The 20,953-nt window shown below is 71.7% G+C and carries 17 protein-coding genes; 13 read left to right on the top strand and 4 right to left on the bottom strand.

Going from position 1 to position 20,953, the window contains the following annotated elements; genetic code table 11:
• Positions 1-3 precede the first annotated feature (3 nt).
• The 5 genes from QSK21_RS18240 to QSK21_RS18220 all read left to right on the top strand — a co-directional run bounded on the left by QSK21_RS18240 (position 4) and on the right by QSK21_RS18220 (position 6,628).
• Positions 4-2,154 (top strand): hydantoinase B/oxoprolinase family protein, encoded by a 2,151-nt coding sequence (locus tag QSK21_RS18240; RefSeq protein ID WP_285697259.1) that lies wholly within the window; start codon positions 4-6, stop codon positions 2,152-2,154.
• Positions 2,155-2,182: 28 nt separating this feature from the next.
• Positions 2,183-3,442, top strand: a complete 1,260-nt coding sequence (locus QSK21_RS18235) for a CaiB/BaiF CoA transferase family protein (RefSeq protein WP_285697257.1) — start codon at positions 2,183-2,185, stop codon at positions 3,440-3,442.
• Positions 3,442-4,239 carry an enoyl-CoA hydratase/isomerase family protein gene (locus QSK21_RS18230; protein ID WP_285697256.1) on the top strand — a complete coding sequence of 266 codons (798 nt, stop codon included), beginning with the start codon at positions 3,442-3,444 and terminating at the stop codon, positions 4,237-4,239. The genes QSK21_RS18235 and QSK21_RS18230 overlap by 1 nt, the downstream gene beginning before the upstream one ends.
• Before the next feature lie 103 nt (positions 4,240-4,342).
• The gene (locus tag QSK21_RS18225; protein ID WP_285697254.1) at positions 4,343-4,855 is read left to right on the top strand and encodes a hypothetical protein; all 513 of its coding nucleotides are present in this window, start codon (positions 4,343-4,345) and stop codon (positions 4,853-4,855) included.
• A 252-nt stretch (positions 4,856-5,107) separates the two neighbouring features.
• Positions 5,108-6,628, top strand: a complete 1,521-nt coding sequence (locus QSK21_RS18220; protein ID WP_285697252.1) for a high affinity choline transporter 1 — start codon at positions 5,108-5,110, stop codon at positions 6,626-6,628.
• Between the two features lie 8 nt (positions 6,629-6,636).
• Here the strand turns inward: QSK21_RS18220 and QSK21_RS18215 are convergent, their stop codons facing one another.
• The gene (locus QSK21_RS18215; protein WP_285697251.1) at positions 6,637-7,242 is read right to left on the bottom strand and encodes a TetR/AcrR family transcriptional regulator; all 606 of its coding nucleotides are present in this window, start codon (positions 7,240-7,242) and stop codon (positions 6,637-6,639) included.
• Positions 7,243-7,357: 115 nt separating this feature from the next.
• Here QSK21_RS18215 and QSK21_RS18210 point away from each other — a divergent pair, with 115 nt between their 5' ends.
• Genes QSK21_RS18210 through atzF form a run of 4 tightly spaced genes read left to right on the top strand, consistent with a single transcriptional unit; the run spans position 7,358 to position 14,226 of the window.
• Positions 7,358-8,191 (top strand): urea amidolyase associated protein UAAP1, encoded by an 834-nt coding sequence (locus QSK21_RS18210; protein WP_285697250.1) that lies wholly within the window; start codon positions 7,358-7,360, stop codon positions 8,189-8,191.
• On the top strand, positions 8,188-8,877 hold the full coding sequence (locus tag QSK21_RS18205) for an urea amidolyase associated protein UAAP2 (protein ID WP_285697249.1): 690 nt from the start codon (positions 8,188-8,190) through the stop codon (positions 8,875-8,877). Before QSK21_RS18210 ends, QSK21_RS18205 begins: the two co-directional genes overlap by 4 nt.
• Positions 8,870-12,490, top strand: coding sequence for an urea carboxylase (gene uca, locus QSK21_RS18200; RefSeq protein ID WP_285697248.1), 3,621 nt, complete (start codon positions 8,870-8,872; stop codon positions 12,488-12,490). The genes QSK21_RS18205 and uca overlap by 8 nt, the downstream gene beginning before the upstream one ends.
• Positions 12,487-14,226, top strand: coding sequence for an allophanate hydrolase (gene atzF, locus QSK21_RS18195; RefSeq protein ID WP_285697245.1), 1,740 nt, complete (start codon positions 12,487-12,489; stop codon positions 14,224-14,226). The genes uca and atzF overlap by 4 nt, the downstream gene beginning before the upstream one ends.
• 16 nt (positions 14,227-14,242) lie before the next feature.
• Here atzF and QSK21_RS18190 read toward each other — a convergent pair whose 3' ends face one another.
• Positions 14,243-14,788: an alpha-ketoglutarate-dependent dioxygenase AlkB gene (locus tag QSK21_RS18190; RefSeq protein ID WP_285697244.1), complete on the bottom strand. Its 546-nt coding sequence runs from the start codon at positions 14,786-14,788 to the stop codon at positions 14,243-14,245.
• 100 nt (positions 14,789-14,888) lie between these two features.
• Here QSK21_RS18190 and QSK21_RS18185 point away from each other — a divergent pair, with 100 nt between their 5' ends.
• Positions 14,889-15,425 (top strand): HXXEE domain-containing protein, encoded by a 537-nt coding sequence (locus QSK21_RS18185; RefSeq protein WP_285697242.1) that lies wholly within the window; start codon positions 14,889-14,891, stop codon positions 15,423-15,425.
• 50 nt (positions 15,426-15,475) lie between these two features.
• Here the strand turns inward: QSK21_RS18185 and QSK21_RS18180 are convergent, their stop codons facing one another.
• Both QSK21_RS18180 and QSK21_RS18175 read right to left on the bottom strand, forming a co-directional pair.
• On the bottom strand, positions 15,476-15,856 hold the full coding sequence (locus tag QSK21_RS18180) for a hypothetical protein (protein WP_285697241.1): 381 nt from the start codon (positions 15,854-15,856) through the stop codon (positions 15,476-15,478).
• On the bottom strand, positions 15,834-16,553 hold the full coding sequence (locus QSK21_RS18175; protein ID WP_285697239.1) for a CBS domain-containing protein: 720 nt from the start codon (positions 16,551-16,553) through the stop codon (positions 15,834-15,836). Before QSK21_RS18175 ends, QSK21_RS18180 begins: the two co-directional genes overlap by 23 nt.
• Positions 16,554-16,935: 382 nt before the next feature.
• Here QSK21_RS18175 and QSK21_RS18170 point away from each other — a divergent pair, with 382 nt between their 5' ends.
• The 3 genes from QSK21_RS18170 (at position 16,936) to QSK21_RS18160 (ending at position 20,951) form a co-directional block, all read left to right on the top strand.
• Entirely contained in the window at positions 16,936-17,910 is a 975-nt protein-coding gene (locus QSK21_RS18170) for an Acg family FMN-binding oxidoreductase (RefSeq protein WP_285697237.1), read from the top strand.
• Positions 17,911-18,038: 128 nt separating this feature from the next.
• Entirely contained in the window at positions 18,039-19,688 is a 1,650-nt protein-coding gene (locus tag QSK21_RS18165) for a CocE/NonD family hydrolase (RefSeq protein WP_285697235.1), read from the top strand.
• A gap of 57 nt (positions 19,689-19,745) precedes the next feature.
• Complete coding sequence (locus tag QSK21_RS18160; RefSeq protein WP_285697234.1) at positions 19,746-20,951, top strand: ABC transporter substrate-binding protein; 1,206 nt, start codon at positions 19,746-19,748, stop codon at positions 20,949-20,951.
• Positions 20,952-20,953: the final 2 nt, after the last annotated feature.

The following is a 20,953-nucleotide window of genomic DNA, read 5'->3' as shown; positions in this document are numbered from 1 at the left end:
ACAATGACCAGCACCCAGCCCAAGCTGCCCGAGGGATTCGACCCGGTCACCCTGGAGGTGATCCGGATGCGCCTGGACTCCATCGTGGAGGAGATGGGCATCGCGATGATCCGCTCGTCGGGGTCCCCGGTCATCACCGAGGCGGGCGACTTCAACACCGCCCTGTTCGACCCCACCGGCCATATCTACGCCTACTCCGACTACGTCCAGTTCCACATCGGATCCGGCAGCGTCGCCGTGCGGAACCTGGTGGAGGCCATCGAGGGCGAGCCGCTCGCGCCAGGTGACGCGTTCATCTGCAACGACCCGCACACGGCCGGCGCGAGCCACCCGCCGGACACCAACGTGATCTCCCCGATCTTCCACGGTGACGAGCTGATCGGCTGGGCGCAGTCGCAGGCGCATCTGGTCGACGTCGGCGGGATGACCCCCGGCGGCTTCGCGCCCGGCGCCCATGACTGCTACGCCGAGGCGCTGCGGCTGCCGCCCGGTGTGAAGGTCTTCGAGCGGGGCGAACCCGTCGAGTGGGTGCGCCGGATCCTGCTCAACAACGTCCGTGTGCCCACGCTGTACTGGAACGACGTGCGCAGCCTGGTCGCGAGCAACAACACCGGCATCCGGCGGCTGCTCGGCACCATCGAGGAGTTCGGGCTCGAACGGTTCCGCGACTACACCCGGCTCTCCTTCGAGCTGGCCGAGCAGGTCGTGCGCGAACGGATCCGCGCGATCCCCGACGGCACCTACAGCGCCGAGGAGTGGACCGAACACAACGGACACGTCGACGAGCTGTACCGCATCGCCTGCACCATGACCAAGAGCGGCGACCAGATCACCTTCGACTTCACCGGCTCCAGCGAGCAGACCGGCGGCTTCGTCAACTGTAGCTACGGAGCCCTGGTCGGCAGCGTCGCCACGGCCATCGTGCCGATCCTCGCCTGGGACGTCCCGTTCAACGAGGGTGTCATGACCGCGTTCGACATCATCGCCGAACCCGGCTCGATCGTGAACCCCCGGCCCCCGGCGCCGATCAGCAACGGGCACCTCACCACCGGTGCCCGTGTGAGCCGGCTGGTCACCAAGCTCATGAACGACGCGTGCCACCGGAGCGACGACGACACCGTCCGCAACCGCACGCAAGGGGTCTGGGGCGACTCGTGGACCGGTGGGATCTCCGCGGGCACCACCGACGGCGGCGAGTACTTCGTGCTGTTCAACATGGACGGCGGAGGGATAGGCGCCGGTGCCCAGCCCGATGGCGACGGGCTCGACTGCGCGGGGATGATGACGCAGGTCAACAACATGCTGCCCGACGTCGAGATGAACGAGATGCTCTACCCGGTGCTCTACCTGTGGAAGCAGCTCAACATCGACAGCGCGGGCCACGGCGCCCACCGCGGTGGCCTCGGCCTGCGTTTCGCCTGGACCCTGCACGGGGCGCGGGAGGTCACGCAGACGGTGTTCGCCCCGAGCGCCCAGGTGGTCGCCGACGGCTTCGGCGGAGGTCTCCCCGGTGGCGGCAGCGGGCACGAGATCTGGCGCCGGACCGATGTCGCGCGGCTCCTCGGTGACGGCCGGGTCCCCTCCCAGGACACGTTGAGCGCCGAGGAGAAGGAACTGCTGGCGATCAACCAGCAGTCCGTCACGGTCCGCGCCGGGGACGTGTTCGTGCAGTGGATCGCGGGCGGAGGCGGCTACGGCGACCCGCTGCTGCGCGACCCGCAGCTCGTCGCGGCCGACGTTCGCGACGGCTACGTGACCGCCGAGGCCGCGCGGAGGATCTACGGTGTGATCCTCGCCGATGGCGTCGTCGACGAGACCGCCACGGAGCGGGCCCGCGCCGGGCTCCGCCGGGAGCGGCTCGGCGAGAGCCCCGCTCGGCGGGTCCTGCCGGCCTCGCCGGCCGGGGCCTCCGCGCCGCGCCGTGACGCGGAGGGCTGGTTCGTCCCCGCCAGCGGTGCCCGCCTGGGCACAGGCGAGGATTGGCACCAGGCCGCGCGGAAGGTCACCAACGTGGCGGCCGACAGGCTGGCCGCGTACGGAGTCCGCATCCGTCCGCGCGCCAACGGGCAGCGCGTTCTGATCGACGAGTACTACAGCCCCGAGTGCGGCACCCTGTTGGAGGCCCGCGTCAGGGTCGACGCGGCGGCGGGCTGACCGGCCGATCTGGAGATCAGAGGCGAACATGACCATCAACGACTACGGCGCGATCGCGGACATGCTTCCCGGCGGGCCGTCCCGGGGCGCGCTGCGCGGCATCGTGGTCCTGGACATCACCCGGGTCGTCGCCGGCCCCTTCTGCTCGATGCTGCTGGCCGACCTCGGCGCGACCGTGATCAAGATCGAGAATCCCAGGGACCCGGACTACGCCCGGGACTTCCCGCCGAAGCTCAAGGCCGCTTCCGGCGAGGAGTTCAGCGGGTTCTTCGCCCAGTTCAACCGCAACAAGTTCGGTCTGACCCTCGACCTGTCCCAGCCGGACGGCAAGGAGCTGCTGAAGAAACTGGTACGGCGCGCGGATGTCGTGGTCGAGAACTTCCGGCCCGGCACGATGGACAAGCTGGGCGTCGGCTATGAGACGCTGCGCGCGCAGAACCCGCGGCTGGTGTACACGGCGATCTCCGGCTACGGGCAGTTCGGCCCCTACAGCCGCCGGCCCGCGTACGACAACAGCGCGCAGGCCGCGGGAGGGCTGTGGTCGATCAACGGGTTCCCCGACCGGCCTCCCGTGCGCGTCGGCACCATCATCGGTGATCTGTCGGCCACGCTGTACGCGGTCATCGGTACCCTGGCCGCGCTTCGGCACGCGGAGAAGACCGGGGAGGGGCAGATGGTCGACGTGTCCCAGCAGGACTCGGTGCTCAGCCTCACCGAGAACGCCGTGGTGTCCCACGCCGTCGAGGGCAAGGTCCCCGGTCCGCTGGGCAACGAGCACCCTTTCGTCAAGCCCTACGAGCTCTATCCGTGCCGGGACGGGTTCGTGTTCTTCGGCGGTTACACCGACAAGTTCTGGCGTCTGTCCTGCCACCTGTTCGGACAGCCCGAGCTCGCCGACGATCCCGAGATCGACACCATGGCCAAGCGGTTCGATCCCGAGGTCTACGAGCGGCGGATCCGGCCGCTGCTGCACAAGTGGTTCGAGGACAAGACGAAGGCCGAGCTGGAGGAGATCGTCGGCGACGCCGTACCGCTGAGCGCGATCAAGGACATCGGCGAGGTCGTCGAGGACCCGCAGATCGCCGCGCGTGACATGGTCGTCGATGTCGACTATCCCGACTTCGGCCGACTGCGCATGTTCGGCTCGCCCATCAAGCTCGACGGCACGCCCACTGAGCCACGCGGCCTGGCACCGAAGGTCGGCGAGCATTCCGACACCGTTCTGCGGGCTCTGGCCGATCTCGACGAGCACCGCATCGCCGAGTTGCGCGAGAAGAAGGTCATCTGATGGGCGGCATCACCCTCGACCGCGACGGGCCGGTCGGCATCATCCGTTTCGACCGGCCCGACAAGCTCAACGCGCTGACGCTCGCGATGTACGAGGAACTGGGAGCGGCCTTCGCCGAGGTCCGCGACGACGACTCGCTCGCCGTCGCGATCCTCACCGGCAGCGGCGACCGCGCCTTCTGCGTGGGGGCCGACCTCACCGAGTCGATCCCCGCCCTGGCACAAGGGCGGTTCGACATCTCCGAATGGGATGCCGCGCACCAGAAGCACACCACGCTGTTCAAACCCGTGATCGCCGCGATCAACGGTCTCTGCCTCGGCGGCGGCTTCGAGATCATGCTGTCCACGGACATCCGGATCGCGGCCGACACCGCCGAGTTCGGCCTTCCCGAGAGCGGCGTCGGCGTCGTGCCCGCAGGGGGTACCCTCACCAGGCTGACACGGCAGATCCCCTACGTGTGGGCGATGGAGCTGATGCTCCAGGGGGATCGGATCTCCGCGGCGCAGGCACTCCGATACGGACTGCTCAACGAGGTGGTGCCCGCTCCGGCCTTGCTGGAGTCCGCGCTCGGCCGCGCCCATCGGCTCGTGGCTCGCAGCGGCACCGCCTTGGGGATCATCAAGGAGGCCGTGCTCAGGCTCGGTGACCTCCCGCAGGATCAGGCGTTTCACAGCGAGGCCCTCTACGGCCAGAAGGCGTTCACCTCACCGGACGCCCGCGAAGGCATCGCCGCCTTCACCCAACGCCGCGCGCCGAACTTCCCATCTCGTGACGGCACGGTGAAGCCGACCCGGTGATCGGGCAGAGAACGCGGATTCCGCCCGATCAGGCATGCCGGCCTGCTCGCCGTCCACTCGAGACCAAGTTGACCGGCGGCCTGATCCATGCTTCTCATTGGCCATGCTCGGTAAAGCGCCAGGATGGGTGTTCATCGGTTCGGTGGGGTTGGCCTGTGTCTATTTGCTCTGGTCGGAGTGGACGGTCGGACTCGGCTTCAACTACGAGTTCGCAGCCTTCCTCGTCCTGGTGGTCGCTGTGCCCGCCATCATCGTGCGGCTGGTCCTGGCGTGCCTGCGGTCGCCGCTTGACGACACTGCTTTCCTGGTGAGGGTCTCTGCGGCTCCGGTACTGCTGGTGGGCACAATCGCTCTTCTGATGGGAGGGGTGCCGCACAAGGTCAGGTTCGGGCTCTCGGAGGACGCGCTCAACGAATACGCGAGGACCGTGACCGCCACGCAATGCGACCGCACCTCCTTCGAGAAGCGACGTGTGGGCCTCTACACCGTCGTCTGCGCGTCACGCTATGGCGACAGGAACGAGATGGTGGATCTGGAGATCCGGGATCGCCTGACGTCCGAGGACTGGCATATCGGCGGAATCCCCGGAGACTGGGTGTTCGAACTCCGCGACTAGAAGCGTGACGGTCCGCTCGATCCTTCACCGTGCCCCGGCCCGCAGCTCGGCAAGCTGCGGGCCGGTGGTGTTTCTGGGGCCGATCCACTGATGCCTGCCGCGGCGGCCGCCGGCCCGCACTCGGCGCGCGGGGGGCTGTGAGGACTGGTTTACCTGGCCGTTGCATGGGGCCGCCTTCGGCGTAACAGCAGGCGGGCTAACTGGACGCGACTATCGGTCGCTTGACAGAAATTCGAGCGTCCAGGAGGACGAATGATCATCGCCGGGGTGGGCCTGACGGTTCTGCTCGTGCTCGTGGTCGGCATCGCGGTGGCCCGCTTCGTCGACGGCGATTCCACCAACTATCTCGTCGCCGGGCGGCAACTGGGGGTGCCGCTGGTGTCGGTCGCGCTGGCCACCGCCGCCGTCGACTCCAACGCCACCATCGGGAACACCGACCTGTCGGCCGACCTGGGGTTCTGGGCGGGCGCCTCGCTGGCGCTGGGGCTGGCCATCTGCCTGCTGCTGGCCGGGCTCTTCCTGGCCAAGCCGATGAACCGGATGGGGCTGATGACCCTCGCGGACTTCTTCGCGCGCCGCTACACGCGCCGCGTCGAGGTCGGCGCGAGCGTGCTCATGGTCGTGGCGTTCACCGTGCTGCTGGCCGGGAACCTGGTCGCCCTCGGGTTCCTGATGGAGAGGTTCGCCGGGGTCCCGTACGAGCTGGGCGTCGTCGTCGCCGTCGCGCTCATCCTGGCCTACACCGTCGGCGGCGGGCTGTTCTCGGACGTCTACACCGCCGTCATCCAGGCCGCCATCACCATCGGCGCCACCCTCGCGCTGTTCGGCTGGGTGGTCGCCGACCACGGGATCAGCGTCCCGGACGGGGCCGGGCCCTTCGACCTTGGGCAGCTCACCGATCCGGCGCAGGGCGCCGCCATCAACTGGGCGACGCTGGTCTCGCTCGGCATCGGGGACCTGGTCGCCATCGATTTCATGCAGCGCATCTTCGGAGCCCGCAGTCCCGAGGCGGCGCGCCGCGCCTGTTTCGTCGGCGCCGGTTTCACCGCGCTCATCGGCGTGGTGTGGTCGCTGATCGCGCTGACCGGCGCCGCCGAGCTCGGGCTGAAGCCCGCCGACGGGCCCGTCGTCTACCAGTTGCTCGACGGCGGGGCGCCGATGCTGCTCGCCGTGCTCGTGCTGTCCGGGGTCGTGGCCGCGTCCTTCTCCACCGGGTCGGGTGCCGTGCTGGCCACCTCGGCGGTGACGGTCCGCAACATCGCCGGTCTCAAGCGCGGCGTCGAGCCGGGCCGCAAGGACCCGCTGCTGCGGTGGGTGCGCATCGCGATGCTGCCCGTCGCGGTGTGCGCCACGCTCCTGGCCGTACGGGTCTCGCAGACCGGCATCCTGCTGACGCTCGCGTTCGACCTCATGCTGGCCTGCCTGATCGGCCCGTTCCTGCTCGGGCTGTTCTGGCGGCGGTCGACGACGACGGGCGCGCTGGTGGGCATGGGCGTGGGGCTGGTCGTCCGGCTGGTGTTCCTCGCGCTGACCCCGACCCTCTACGGCGTGCCGAACGACCTCTTCCACATCGAGAACGGCCTGGTGGGGGAGGGGTTCGACGGATGGGCCACGCTGCTCGCCGGGGTGGTCGGCGTCGGCGCGTTCGTCCTGGCCTCGCTGGCCGGCCGCCCGCGCGACGAGGAGGAGCGCGACCTGCGGTCCTTCGACCACCGGGTGGTGGACGTGCCCGAGCCGGAGGCTCCGGGCGGCGTGCCCGTCGCCGGGGTGTGACCGGCCGCTCAGCGGCCGACGATCCGCAGCGCGGCCTCGGCGATGCGGTCCCCGGTGCCGGCGGGCATCGGGGCGCCGCCCGCGCGCTGGCGGCACAGGATCACGCTCTCGACGAGCCCGAACACGAGGTCGGCGACGGCCTCGTGCTCGGGCTCCGGGGCGTCCGGCAGGCACTGCCCGACCAGGGCGCGGTAGGCGCCGACCAGGCGGTCGCGCTCGGCGCGGAAGGGGGACAGGGCCTCGTCGGCGACCTCGGGCAGCAGGTAGAGCGCGCCGAGGTTGCGGGGGCTGGTCGCCAGGAGGTCGGCGTCGTAGGCGCACAGCCGGCGCAGCCGCTCGCGGGCCGGCAGGCCGTTCTCGCCGGCGATCCGCTCCGCCATGACGATCGACGGCCGGACCGTCTGCAGGAGCAGGGCGAGCAGCACCTCGTGCTTGTTGGCGAAGTAGTGGTACAGCGTCGCCTGGGAGATGCCCGCCGCCTTGGCCAGCCGGTAGGTGCTCACCGAGCCGAACCCCGCCGTGCAGAAGAGGTCGGCCCCCGCGTCCAGGATGTCCTGCTCCGTGCTGCCCGAGAGAGAGGGGCCCTTGGTCCGGGGTCGTCCGCGTCCTGCCATGTACGGAACGTAGCAGGACCACCGATTTACATGCCGTTCACACGTCTGAGATCTGGCGCGTCACCGCGCCCGTTTCACTTTCTGTTGATCGACAGAAATTCGGAGGAGGTAAGCCGTGCCCGCAGCGACCGCCACGACGGCAGGGGCCAGGGAACACGCCCGTGCCCAGGAGGGGACCGTCGTCTACACTGCGCCGACCGTCCCGGCCTCGGCGCAGACCGACGTCCCGGACGGTGTCGCACCGGAGGACGTCGTCTGGAGCGACCGCCTGCCCGGCGGCGGCTACGCCCATCGCGTGCTGGCTCCCGGCATGCGGGTGCGCCTGACCGACGTCACCGGTGACGCCTGCGCGCAGGTCGTGCTGTACCACGCGGACATGCCGTGGGAGCGGCTGAACATCGCCGACACCGCCAAGATCCAGTGGCAGGTGTACCCGCACGCGGGCTACCTGCTGCTCAGCGACCAGGCACGGGTGCTCGCGACGATCGTCGAGGACACCTCCGGTCACCACGACACGATCTACGGCGCGTCCACCAAGGCCCGCAACGAGCGGCGCTACGGGGACGGCTCCGTGCACGGCCCCAGCCCCGCCGGACGCGAGCTCCTGGTCAACGGGGCCCTCAAGAACGGCCTGGAGCGGCGCGACGTGCCCCCGGCGATCTCGTTCTTCCAGGGCGTGCGCATCGACGACGGGCGTCCCGTCTGGCAGGGGTCGGCGGGCGCGGGCGCGCGGGTCACGCTGCGCACCGAGCTGCCCGTCGTCGTGCTCGTCGCCAACGCCGCCCACCCTCTCGACCCGCGCGAGCGGTACACCTGCGGCGCGCTGGAGGTGCTGGCCTGGCGCGACCGCGTCACCACCCCCGAGGACCCGGAGTGGACGGCCACCCCCGAGGGCCGCCGCGCCTTCGAGAACACCGCCGACCACCGCGCAGGACGGAGCACCCGATGAGCGTCACCCATCTCGGCACGAAGACCCCGGGCGACCCGGCCGCCGCCGAGGCGTCCATCACCGCGGCCGTGGAGCGGTTCGGCGAGATCGTGCACCGCGAGACCGTGGCCCCCCGCGCCCCCTGGTCCCGCGTCCTGACGGCGGGGGAGGTCCTGACCATCGTGGACCTGGACGGCAACCAGGCCGTCGACTTCCTCGCCTACGACGCCCACGACCACTCGCGCGCGTACAGCGCCCAGGTCACGCTTCAGGAGCAGGACTCGGTGTTCCTGACCACCGGCTCGGTCCTGCGCGACAACGAGGGCGAGGCCCTGCTGGTCATCGCCGCCGACGGCGTGGGCCGCCACGACACCCTCGGGGGCGCCTGCTCCCGGGAGTCCAACACGCTGCGCTACGGCCACCACACCTACGCCCAGCACGCCTGCGCCGACAACTTCATCAACGAGCTGTCCAAGTACGGGATGGGCAAGCGCGACCAGGTCTCCAACATCAACTGGTTCATGAACGTCCCGGTCGACCCGGACGGCGCGCTCGGCATCGTCGACGGCATCTCCGCGCCCGGCCTGGCCCTGTCGCTGCGCGCGGAGAAGGACACGCTGGCGGTGGTGTCGAACTGCCCGCAGATCAACAACCCGTGCAACGGCTTCGACCCGTCCCGCGTGGAGATGGTGGTGCACCGTGGCTGACCGGCCACACGGGGGGCTCGGCGTCTCCACGGTCCTGGTCGCCAACCGGGGCGAGATCGCCTGCCGCGTGATCCGGTCCGCCAGATCTCTCGGCCTGCGCACCGTCGCCGTGTTCTCCGAGGCCGACCGGGGCGCCGCGCACGTCCTGGCCGCGGACGAGGCCGTCCTGCTCGGCCCCACCGCGCCCGCGCGGTCGTACCTGAACGCCGAGGCCGTGCTGCGCGCCGCCAAGGAGACCGGCGCCGACGCCGTCCACCCCGGATGCGGCTTCCTGTCCGAGGACGCCGACTTCGCCGAGGCGGTCGAAGGCGCCGGAATGGTGTTCGTCGGCCCGACCCCCGCGCAGTTGCGTACCTTCGGCGACAAGCACACGGCGCGGGCGGCGGCGGTGGCCGCGGGCGTGCCGGTCTTTTCCGGCACCGGCCTGCTCCGGGACGCCGAGCACGCGGTGGCCGAGGTCGAGCGCATCGGGTACCCGGTGATGGTCAAGGCCACGGGCGGGGGCGGCGGCATCGGCATGAGCGTGTGCCGGGACGCCGCCGAGCTGCGCGCGGCCTACGCCCGCGTCACGTCCCTGGCCGAGCGCTCCTTCGGGTCCGGCGGGGTGTTCGCCGAGCGGTACGTCGCCGACGCCCGCCACGTCGAGGTCCAGATCTTCGGGGACGGGGCGGGCGGCGTCGTGACCCTCGGCGACCGCGACTGCTCCCTTCAGCGCCGCAACCAGAAGGTCGTCGAGGAGGCGCCGGCCCCGGCGCTGCCCGCCGAGGTGAGGCGGCGGCTGCACGACTCGTCCCGGGCCCTGGCCGCCGGGATCGGCTACCGGTCGGCGGGGACCGTCGAGTTCGTCTACGACCCCGTGCGGCGGGAGGCGTCCTTCCTGGAGGTCAACGCCCGCCTCCAGGTCGAGCACCCCGCGACCGAACAGGTCACCGGTGTCGACCTCGTCGAGTGGATGCTGCGCCTGGCCGGTGGCGACGCCGCCTTCCTCGCCCCGTACGAGCGGACGGGCGCCGTGCCCGTGCGCGGCCACGCCGTCGAGGCGCGCGTCTACGCCGAGGACCCGGCCAACGGCTTCCGCCCGTCCGCGGGCCCGCTCACCCGCGTGGACCTGCCCGAGGGGGACGGTGTCCGCGTCGACGCGTGGGTCACGACGGGCACCGACGTCACCACCGCCTACGACCCCCTGCTCGCCAAGGTCATCGCCACGGGCGCCGACCGCGCCGACGCGCTGGACCGCCTCGGCGGCGCGCTCGCCGCGACCCGCCTGGACGGCATCGAGGTCAACCTCGGGATGCTGCGCGCCGCCGTGCGCCTGCCGGAGTTCCGGGCCGCCGAGCACACCACGTCCACCCTGACCGGCCTGGGAGACCCCGAGCCCCGCATCACCGTGGGGCGCGCGGGCCTCATGACCACCGTGCAGGACGCCGACGGCCGTTTGGGCCACTGGCAGGTCGGCGTGCCGCCGTCGGGCGCCATGGACGACCGCTCGCTGCGCCTGGCCAACCTCGCGCTCGGCAACGACGAGAACGCCGCCGGCCTGGAGTGCACCGCGGGCGGCCCCGAACTCATCTTCACCCACGACACCACCGTGTGCGTGGCCGGTGCCCCGTCCCGGGTCACCGTCGACGGGGCTCCGGTGCCGATGTGGGAGCCGGTGCGCGTCCCCGCAGGCGCCACGCTGGACGTGGGCGCGCCCGAGGCCGGGCTGCGCAGCTACATCGCGTTCGCGGGCGGCGGCCTGGACGTCCCCGCCTATCTGGGGTCGGCGGCGACGTTCACCCTGGGCGGGTTCGGCGGTCACGGCGGTCGCGCCCTGCGTCCCGGGGACGTCCTCCGGACATGCGGGGACGCCGAAGGCGCGGAGGCCGCGCCCGTCCCGGCGTCCCGCCGTCCCCGGTTCGGCACGCACTGGCAACTGATCGTCACCGAGGGCCCGCACGCGGCCCCCGAGTTCTTCACCCGCGCGGACATCGACCGGCTCTACGCCACCGACTACGAGGTCCACTTCAACTCCGCGCGCACGGGCGTGCGCCTGATGGGGCCCAAGCCGGCCTGGGCCCGCCCGGACGGCGGAGAGGCCGGCCTGCACCCCTCCAACATCCACGACACCCCCTACTCAGTGGGCGCCCTGGACTTCACCGGCGACACCCCCATCCTGCTCGGCCCGGACGGGCCCAGCCTCGGCGGGTTCGTGTGCCCGCTCACCGTCGTCTCCGCCGACCGCTGGAAGCTGGGGCAACTGCGTCCCGGCGACACCGTGCGGTTCGTGCCCGTCCGGCTGGCGGACGCGCCCGCGCCCCGCGGCCTCGATCTGCCCTCGCCGCCCTCGTTCGTCCCGGGCGGCGACGGCGACGACGGCGTGCTGCGCCGCCTCGGCGACGGCGAGACGCCGGTGACCTACCGGCGCCAGGGCGACGACTCGGTCCTGGTGGAGTACGGCGAGATGGTCCTCGACCTGCGCCTGCGCGCCCGCGTGCACGCCCTCCACACCGCGCTGGAGGAACGCGCCGAACGCGGCGTCCTGGACATCACGCCGGGCATCCGCTCCCTCCAGGTGCACGTGGACCCGTCCGTGCTGCCCGTGCCCGCGCTGCTCGGGCTGCTGGAGGAGATCGAGCGGTCCCTGCCGCCGGTCTCCGAGCTCACCGTGCCCTCGCGCACCGTCCGCATGCCGCTGAGCTGGGACGACCCCGCCACCCGCGAGGCCATCGAACGGTACATGGCCGGCGTGCGCGACGACGCGCCCTGGTGCCCCTGGAACATCGAGTTCATCCGCCGGATCAACGGCCTGGACTCCGTCGACGACGTCTACGCGACCGTCTTCGAGGCCACCTACCTCGTGCTCGGCCTCGGCGACGTCTACCTGGGCGCGCCCGTCGCGACCCCGCTGGACCCCCGCCACCGCCTCGTGACGACCAAGTACAACCCGGCCCGCACCTGGACGGCGGAGAACTCCGTCGGCATCGGCGGCGCCTACCTGTGCGTCTACGGCATGGAGGGCCCCGGCGGCTACCAGTTCGTCGGGCGCACCCACCAGGTCTGGCGCAGGCACCCCGACGACGACCGGGACCCGTGGCTGCTCAGGTTCTTCGACCGGATCTCCTGGTATCCCGTCTCCGCCGAGGAACTCCTCGACATCCGCGCCGACGTGGCCGCCGGGCGCCGCGGGCTGGAGGCCGCCGAGGGGACTTTCTCCCTTGCCGAGCACGAGCGGTTCCTGGAGGAGAACGCCGAGTCCATCGCCGCGTTCCGCGCCGCCCAGGCCGCCGCGTTCGGCGCCGAACGCGACGCGTGGGAGGCGGCGGGCGAGTTCGAGCGCGCGGCGGCCGCGGAGGCGGCCACCGTGCCCGCGCCGGCGACCGTCCACGTCCCCGAGGGCGGCACCCGCGTGGACGCGCCGTTCGTCGCCAACGTGTGGAAGGTCGACGTCGCGCCCGGCGACATCGTCGAGGCCGGGCAGACCCTGGTCACCCTGGAGGCCATGAAGATGGAGGCACCCATCACCGCTCCCCGCGCGGGCGTCGTCGACGCGATCCTCGCGGGCACGGGCGACCAGGTCGCCCCCGGCGAGGCGCTCGTGGTGCTGGCGCCGCACGCGGAAGGGGCGGAATGACCATCGAGACCACGACCGGCGCGCGGCGGCTCGCCGAGGACGCGGCGTCACCGCGTCCCGAGGCGTGGATCTGGCGCCTGCCGGAAGCGGAGATCACGGCCGGCGCGGCCGCCGGTCCGCTGGCCGGGCTGCGGCTGGCCGTCAAGAACAACGTGGACGTCCGAGGCGTCCTGACGACCGCAGCCTGCCCCGGGTTCGCCCGGGGACCGGCCGCGGAGGACGCGCCCGCCGTGGCGCGGCTGCGCGCCGCCGGTGCCGCACTGGTCGGCGCCACCAACCTCGACCAGTTCGCCACCGGCCTCGTCGGGCAGCGCAGCCCCTACGGACGCGTGCGTTCCGCCCACCGCGCCACGCATGTGTCCGGCGGGTCGTCGTCCGGGTCCGCCGTGGCCGTCGCCACGGGCGAGGCCGACATCGCGATCGGCACCGACACCGCCGGCTCCGGGCGCGTCCCGGCCGCGTTCAACGGCATCGTGGGGATCAAGCCCACCCTCGGCATCGTCTCCACGGACGGGGTCGTCCCGGCGTGCCGCTCCTACGACACGCTGACGATCTTCGCCCGCGATCTGGGCACCGCCTCCCTGGCCATGTCGGTGATGGCGGGCGGGCCCGGGACACGGGCCTGGCCCGCCGACGCCCCGCTCGCCGCCCCGTACGCGGCCCGCGTCGCCATCCCGGATGAACTGCCCGCCATGGCCCCGGGCTGGGCCGAGGCGTTCACCGCGGCGGCCGACCGGCTCCGGGCCGATGGCTGCACGGTCGAACCGATCCCCTTCGCCCGCTTCCTGGAGACCGCGCGCCTGCTGTACGACGGCGCCCTCGTCGCAGAACGGCACGCCGCCGTCGGCGACTTCGTCGACGCCCGCCTCGACGACGCCGACGCCGGCCTCGACCCGACGGTCGCGGGGATCATCCACAGGGCGGGCCTGGTCACGGGCTCGGCGCTCTCCCGCGACCAGGCCCGCCTGAAGGACCTGCACCGGGAGTGCATGGCGCTGCTGGAGGGCTTCGACGCCCTCCTCGTGCCGACCGCGCCCTTCCACCCGTCTGTGGCCGAGGTCGCCGCCGACCCGCTCGGCACGAACGCCCGCGTCGGCACCTACACCAACTTCTGCAACCTGCTCGACCTGTGCGCCGTCGCCGTCCCGTCCGGGACGGTCGACGAGGGAGAGGCCGGTGCCGCCCAGTTCGGCGTCACCGTCGTCGCCCGCACGTTCCACGACGCCGTCGCCCTCGACCTCGCCTCGCGCGTCATGGTCCCGGCGGACCCTCCCGCGGAGACGTTCCCGGGCGCCGACCTCACCCCGTCCATGGACGCCCCGTCGCTGCCGTGGCCCGCCGCGATCACCGGGGCCGTGGACCTGTTCGTCGTCGGCGCGCATCTGCGCGGCCAGCCCCTGGAAGGGGAACTACGGGCCCTGGGCGCCCGCTGGGCGGGGGAGGCCACGACCGCCCCGGCGTACCGCCTCGCTGCGCTGGACACGACACCCCCCAAACCCGGGATGAGCCGCGTCCCCACGGGCGGAAGGTCCATCGCGGGGGAGGTCTGGCAGCTCACCCCGGGCGCGCTGGGCCGCTTCCTGGCCGCCCTCCCCGCACCCATGACGCTGGGCCAGGTCGAACTCTCGGACGGCCGCCGCGTGGTCGGCTTCGGCGCCACCGCCGACGCGATCGCCTCAGGCCGGGACATCACCGTCCACGGGTCGTGGAAAGCCTGGCTCGCCACCCGCGCCTAGGCCGTGCTCCGGCCGCTCAGAGGGTCGTGCGCAGGGTCACGGACACTCGCCGGCCGCGGGGCACCCGTCCGTTCGGTCCAGGGTCGGTCTTGCGCGCCGGGATGGAGTGCCGCCAGGTGAAGCGCGCCGGGCCGGTCATCACGCACAGGCTGCCGACGTCGAGACTCACCGGCACGCGCGTGCCGTCCTCCGGGTGGGTGAACTCCATGACGCAGGCCGACAGCAGGCTGACCGAGGCGACGACCGGTCCGAAGCTGGGGACGCGGTCGACGTGCGCGCTGATCCCTTGACCGGGAAGGTACTCGTTCACGATCACCTGATCGGGTGGCCGGTCGAAGTGGCCGTCCTCGTGCAACCGCCGGGCCAGCGCCACCGCCCACGCGGGCAGCGGCGGGGCCGGAGCGCCGCCCACGCTGCGATTGCCGTAGTCGTAGCGGTGGCCGTAGTGCTGGACACGCCGCTTCAGTTGCGATGACCAGGGCGCGGCGTCGATCTCCGCCACGAGCCGCCGCTGCTCGTCCTCGTCCAGCCAGCGGTCGAGACACACGAGACCCGGAACCATGATCGAGAATCTAGCCGACAACGGCCGATCCCGGTGCGGAGTCGGCTCGCATCTCGATCACCTCGCGGACGAGAGCGATCGTGCTGGCAGGATTCCGGGCATGGACGATGCCGACGCCCGCGTCACGCTGGGGTTGCTGGGCGCGTGGGCACTGCATGACGCCGAGGAGGTGGTCATGGTGCCGCGCTGGCTCCGTGCCCACGTTCCCAAACTGCGCGAACGCTTCCCGGGCGTCCCCGACCGGGTGTGGCGGCGCCTGGAATCCATCGACGAGCACGAGTTCCGCGTCGCCGTCACCGGGATGGGTGTGCTGATCGCGGCGTCGGCGGCCCACGGGCATCGCACCGGCGGACGCTCGGCCGCCTACCAGACGGCGCTTCTCGCGTTCGGGCTGCACGGCGCGGGCCACCTGGCGTTGTCCGGTGCTGTCCGCGGCTACACCCCCGGTGCGGCGACCTCCGCGATGGTGGTCGTCCCCTTCACCCTGTGGGCGCGGAACGAGCTGCGGCGGGCCGGAGTCCTGCGTTCGACGCGGACGCGCGACATCGTGTGGGGCGTGGCCCTGACCGCCGCTGCCCTGACCGCGACGCACACCCTGGCCCAACGGCTCACGCACGGCCGTCAACGAAACAGGTGAACGCCTAGTTTTGGTGGCGGAGCCGCGAGGTATGGGAGGACGGCGCACGTTCATCGCACGTCCCTCCGTGAGGTCGTTCCGCGCTTGGTTGTGCGGGCCTTCTTGCGCTGCGCCTCCCAGTACGTGGCCATGTGCTCGACCCGGGCGCGCAGGCGCCTGCCGGACTGGGCGATGGCCTGGGGCATCGAGGCCGCGGCGGCATGGGCGTTGATCGGCACGCCGTTGAGGTCGACCCGCAGCGAGACCAGGTTGGGGTACGGCACGGCGGGGTCCTTGAGGACGCTGAGCGTGGCCTTGGCGTACAGGACGGGACGCGCGACATGGGCCAGCGCCCAGGCGACGGCCTCACGAGCCAGGCGCACGTCCTCCTCGCCCACATCCTTGGTCGTGGTGAAGTGGATGTCGAGCTCATCCGGAGCGATGCCGGGCAATTCGAGCCTCCTGATCAAAAGGGCCGTAGGGCGCGGGGCGCGTGTCGTCGAAGTCGTAGGACAGGTCGTTCACGACGTCGACCACCCCTTCGACCGATGCGGTGAGGCGCACGCAGATGGGGATGAGGCTTCTGGTCTCCACGTTCCCGGACAGGTGCACGACGCCGTCCCGCACCTGGACATGGACGCGGGAGGGGTCCTGCCACATGGCGTGGACGAGCACCTCGCGGACGATCTCGTCCCGGATGTCGTCGTCGGAGCGCAGGAACAGGTGGAGCAGGTCGGTCCGGGTGACGATCCCGGCCAGGTGCCCGTCCTCGTCGATGACGGGGGCCTGCTTGACACCGTACCGGGCCAGGGTCCTCGCGGCCTTCGCCACGGGCGTGCCGGCGGTCACCGTGACCACCGGTGTGGTCATGAGGCCGGCGGCGTGGGTGGCGGACGCCTTCGTACGGGCCTTGCGGCGGCGCCGGCTTTCCAGCAGCGGGTGCTCGTTGGCGGCAGGGTCCTTGTACTCCTCCTTACGGAGCAGATCGGCGTCGCTGACGATGCCGATGACGCGGCGGTCTGGGTCGATGACCGGTACGGCCTTGATGGAGTGCTCGGCGAGGAGTTCGACGATCTCCATGAACGGGGTGTCCTCGGCGACGGTGACGACGTCCTTGGTCATCACGTCCGCGACTGTTCGGCGTTGCATGGTGTCCTCCGGTTGTCCGACCCCGACGTTAGGAAGCGGGACGAGTGGCGCAGAGGGCCGAAGGTCCCCTGGCCACCAGGCCAAGGTCAGTCGTCCCCTTCGTCCGGCGTCCAGAGCATCCCGGCTGAAACGGTCCTAAGGGACGACTTCCGGGACCTTCGCCCCTGACCACGACCCTGCTGGCCTGGTGATGCTCTGGCCGAGGACCACCCACCGAGCCCCACCCACCGAGCTGGGGGCTGGGCGGGTTCGCCGGCCTGACTCGCACACGGGAGCCCCCGGGACGAAGGTCCCTGGTCGGAGGGGCTTTGGGACGGTGCCGCCGGACACTCCGACCGGCACGCTGGGCGCATCGGACAGCTCACGGTTGGAGGTCATCCCCATGGTCAGCGCCATACATCCCGCGGCCGGGCGTGGAGATGCGGTTTCCAGACGCGTACGGCCCGGCCAGGCGGCCTGCTTCGTCGTCCGCGCGGCGATCCTGGCGCCGTCCGTGCACAACACGCAACCGTGGCGGTTCGTCGACCGACCCCGCGGCCTGGAGTTGTGGGCCGATCCGTCGCGAAGGCTGCCGGTCGCCGATGCGGCGGGTCGCGAAATGGTGATCAGCTGTGGCGCGGCGCTGTTCAACGCGAGGCTGGCCGTCCGGCACCTGGGCTTCACTCCGCGTGTACGGCTCCTCCCCGATCCGGCCCGCCCGGATCTGCTCGCCAGAATCACCTGGGGGACGAGAACGGCACCGCGGCCCTACGAGGAACTGCTGTATCGGGCGATGCGGCACCGCCACACCCACCGCGGGCCCTTCTCGACGACCGCGCTCCCGCCTACGCTGCCGACCGTGCTGGCGGGCATCGCCCGGCATGAAGGCGCCGGACTGCGCATCGTCCACGATGACCGGCAGCGGGCGTTGCTGGAGGTGCACGTCCACGTGGCGCAGGCGATCCAGCGCCTTGATGCGCGTTTCTCCGGTGAACTGGATGCGTGGGCGGCTCCGGGCCGCGACCATGCCGCCGGGTCGCCGTGGGGATTCCAACTCCCCGCCGGTCACCGGGACGCTGATCGACCGGTCGATCCGCGCGCCGTGGGAACGGTGGCGGTGCTCACCACCCGAGAAGACAGAAGGACGGACTGGCTGCTGGCCGGACAGGCCCTCCAGCATGTGCTGCTGCACGCGGCAACGGTCCAGGTCAGCGCGGCCTTCCACACCCAGCCCTTGGAATTGCCCTACCTACGGACGGCGGTGCGGCGGGACCTGGGGTGCGGGCATCCGCAGATGGTGTTGCGACTAGGCCACACGGAGCACAGCCCGCCTAGCTCGCGGCGACCCGTCACCGACGTCCTCAGCGCCGAAGGCTAGGCGCCTTCGCGCCGCGCCATCGGGGACAAGCCCCGATGAGGCGGCGGTGCTGTCCAGTCCCGGGCGATGGACTGATTCCGCTGATAGGACGGTTGTCGTCAAACTTGTAATCCTTTATAACCTTGTGGGTGAGCAGCGACATACTGGTGAACCTGGATGTCATGGTCCCGATGCGGGACGGTGTCCGGCTCGCCACCGATGTGTACCGACTTCGCGGGAGCCGTCCGGTCCCGGTGATCGTTCAGCGGAACCCGTACGGGAAGTCCTCGACGGGAATCGTGAACAACTGGCTGGACGTGCGCCGCGCCGTCGAGGCGGGCTTCGCCGTCGCCGTGCAGGACACCCGCGGCCGATTCGCCAGCGAGGGCGACTTCGAGCCGTTCGTCGCCGAGCGGGCCGACGGCGCGGACACGATCGACTGGCTTGCGCGGCAACCCTGGTGCGACGGGCGTGTGGTGATGGTCGGCGGCTCGTATACGGGCACGACGCAGTGGTACGCGGCCGCGTCGCGGCCTGCGGGGCTCAAGGCGATCGCACCCGCCACCACCTCGGCGGACGTACGCGACGGCTGGGCGAGAGCGGGTGGGGCTTTGCAGCTAGGGTTCGTCGCGCTGTGGATCGCCGAGTCGCTGATCCCCTCCGAGCTGGCCCGCCGGGCCGCGCGTGGCGAGGACGTGGCGGCGGCGCGCGCCCTGCTCGCGGAGCTGACGGCGAGCGCGGGCGGGCCGTATGCAAGCGGGCCGGCCGATCTCGCGGAGCGGTTGCGCGACGTGGCGCCGTACGCCGGTGACTGGCTGGGCGGCGAGCTGCCGGCCGGGGTGCTCGGACCGGAAGAGGTCTATACGGGCGAGGTCCCGGTGCTGAGCATCGGGGGCTGGCACGACATCTTCCTCGACGGGACGCTCGAAGGGCATGCGGTCGCGAGCCGTTCGCCGTCCTCGCGGCTGGTGGTCGGCCCGTGGGCGCACGGCGCGCACTCCGGCTGGTTCCCCGAACGGTGGTTCGGGCCCCGGTCGAGCGCGGCGGCGATCGACCTCGGCGGCCTCCAGTTGCGGTGGTTCAAGGAGGTGCTGGACGGCGGGGAGGTCACGGGCCCGCCGGTGCGGATCTTCGTCATGGGCGCCGACGAATGGCGCGACGAGCAGGAGTGGCCGCCCGCCCGCGCGGTGTACACGCCGTTCCGGCTCGGCGCGGGCCCGGAGGGCGGACGGCTCACCGCGGACCGGGAGGCGGGCCGGGAGGCGGGCCGGGACGGGGTCACGACGATCCGGCACGACCCGGCGGATCCCGTGCCGGCCACCGGTGGCGCCACCTACCTGCCGGGCCTGTTCATCTCCGCCAACTCGGGCCCGCGTGACCAGCGGAAGGTCGAGGCGAGGCCGGATGTCCTGTCCTTCACGTCCGGGCCCCTGGAGGAGCCGCTGGAGGCGATCGGGCCGGTGTCGGCGCGGCTGTTCGTCTCGGGAGACGCCGGTCCGGCGGACTTCGTGGCACGGCTGGTCGACGTCGAGCCCGGCGGGCGGGCCATGTCGGTGTGCGACGGCATCCTCCGGGTCGACCTGACGGAGGAGGTCCGTGAGATCGAGGTGCGGATGTCGTCCACCGCCTACGCCTTCGGGCCGGGCCACCGGATCAGGCTGGACGTGGCGGCGAGCTGCTTCCCGCGCTTCGATCTGGCCAGGCCACCAGGCACGCCGGTCGCCGAGCAGCGCCTGCATCACGGACCGTCCCACCCCTCGTGCCTCATCCTGCCGGTCATTCCTCTCCATACCCGTTGACATCGGAGAACGCCGAGAGTTCAATCCTTGTAATATTAATAAGCCTGGGGAGGATTCATGTGGCGTTCCATGGGCGTGCTCGCGGCCTGTGCCGCCCTGCTCGTGCCGGCCGTCTCGGCGTGCGGTGGCGGCGGGTCCGGCAGCGGTGAAGACAAGATCGTTTTCGGCTTCGTCGGGGCCCTCACCGGACCGCTCTCGTCCAGCGGCATCGCCGCCCGCGCCGGGGCGGAGGTGGCCGTCGACAAGGCGAACCAGGCGGGCGGCCAGGGCGGCCCCAAGGTGGAGCTCATCGTCCGCGACACCGGCGGCGACGCGACCAAGGCGGTCGCGGCCACCCGCGAACTCGCGCAGAAGGGCGTGCAAGCCATCTACTTCACGACCGAATCGATGCCCGCCGTCCAGGACGTCCTGAACCAGTCGAAGATCCTCGGCCTTGGCCCCGGCACCGGGCCGATCCTCGCGAAGCTCGGTGAGAGCAAGACCTACAAGTGGGGCTTCAGCGTCGGCGACAACGACGGCGACCCGGCGGTCCAGCCGCTGGTCGACTACGCGTCCAAGCACGCGACCGGTGGGATCGTGGGGCAGCTCAACGAGGCGTCCGCCTACGGGAAGGCGCAGGTCGAGATCACCAAGTCGCTGGTGTCGCGCAGCTACCCGAACATCCGCCTCGTCAACTCCGACTTCCCGACGGGCGCCACCTCCGTCACCCGCCAGCTGAACGGCCTCAGGAGCCAGGGAGCGAACGCGCTGATCGCCTGGACCTACGGCGCCGGGCTCGTCCAGACCATGAAGAGCGTGGGCGAGTCGGGCTACAAAGGTGTGCTCGTCGGGCCCAAGGCCATGGGCGACCCTGCGGTGATCGCGGCGGCGCCCAAGGAGGTGCTGGCCAAGTCGGTGGGCGGCCCGCTGCCCAAGACGTTCCTGGCCGACGGCGACGGGCAGGCCCCCAGCGGGGCGGCCGGGGAGTTCGTCCAGGGATACAAGGCCAAGCGCGGGAAGCAGACCTTCTCGGCGCTCGACCAGGTCGGCGCCTACGGCTTCGACGCCGTGACCCTCGTCCGCACCGCGGCCGACAAGGCCGGCAGCACCGACCCCGCTGAGATCAAGAAGGTCCTCATGTCCGGGCAGCGCTTCGCCGGCGCGCAGGGCAACTACGTCTACGGGCCCGACAAGCGCCTCGGGCTCTCGCCCGACCAGCTAGGGCTGTTCCAGCCGTCGTTCCCCTGCGACGCGGGAACCTGCCGGCAGGCGGCGGTCGGCTGATG

The organism is Actinomadura sp. NBRC 104412 (assembly GCF_030269515.1).
Classification (GTDB): Bacteria; Actinomycetota; Actinomycetes; order Streptosporangiales; family Streptosporangiaceae; genus Spirillospora.
The sequence above is the reverse complement of the archived record's forward strand: the minus strand, read 5'-3'. Positions and strand labels throughout refer to the sequence as shown.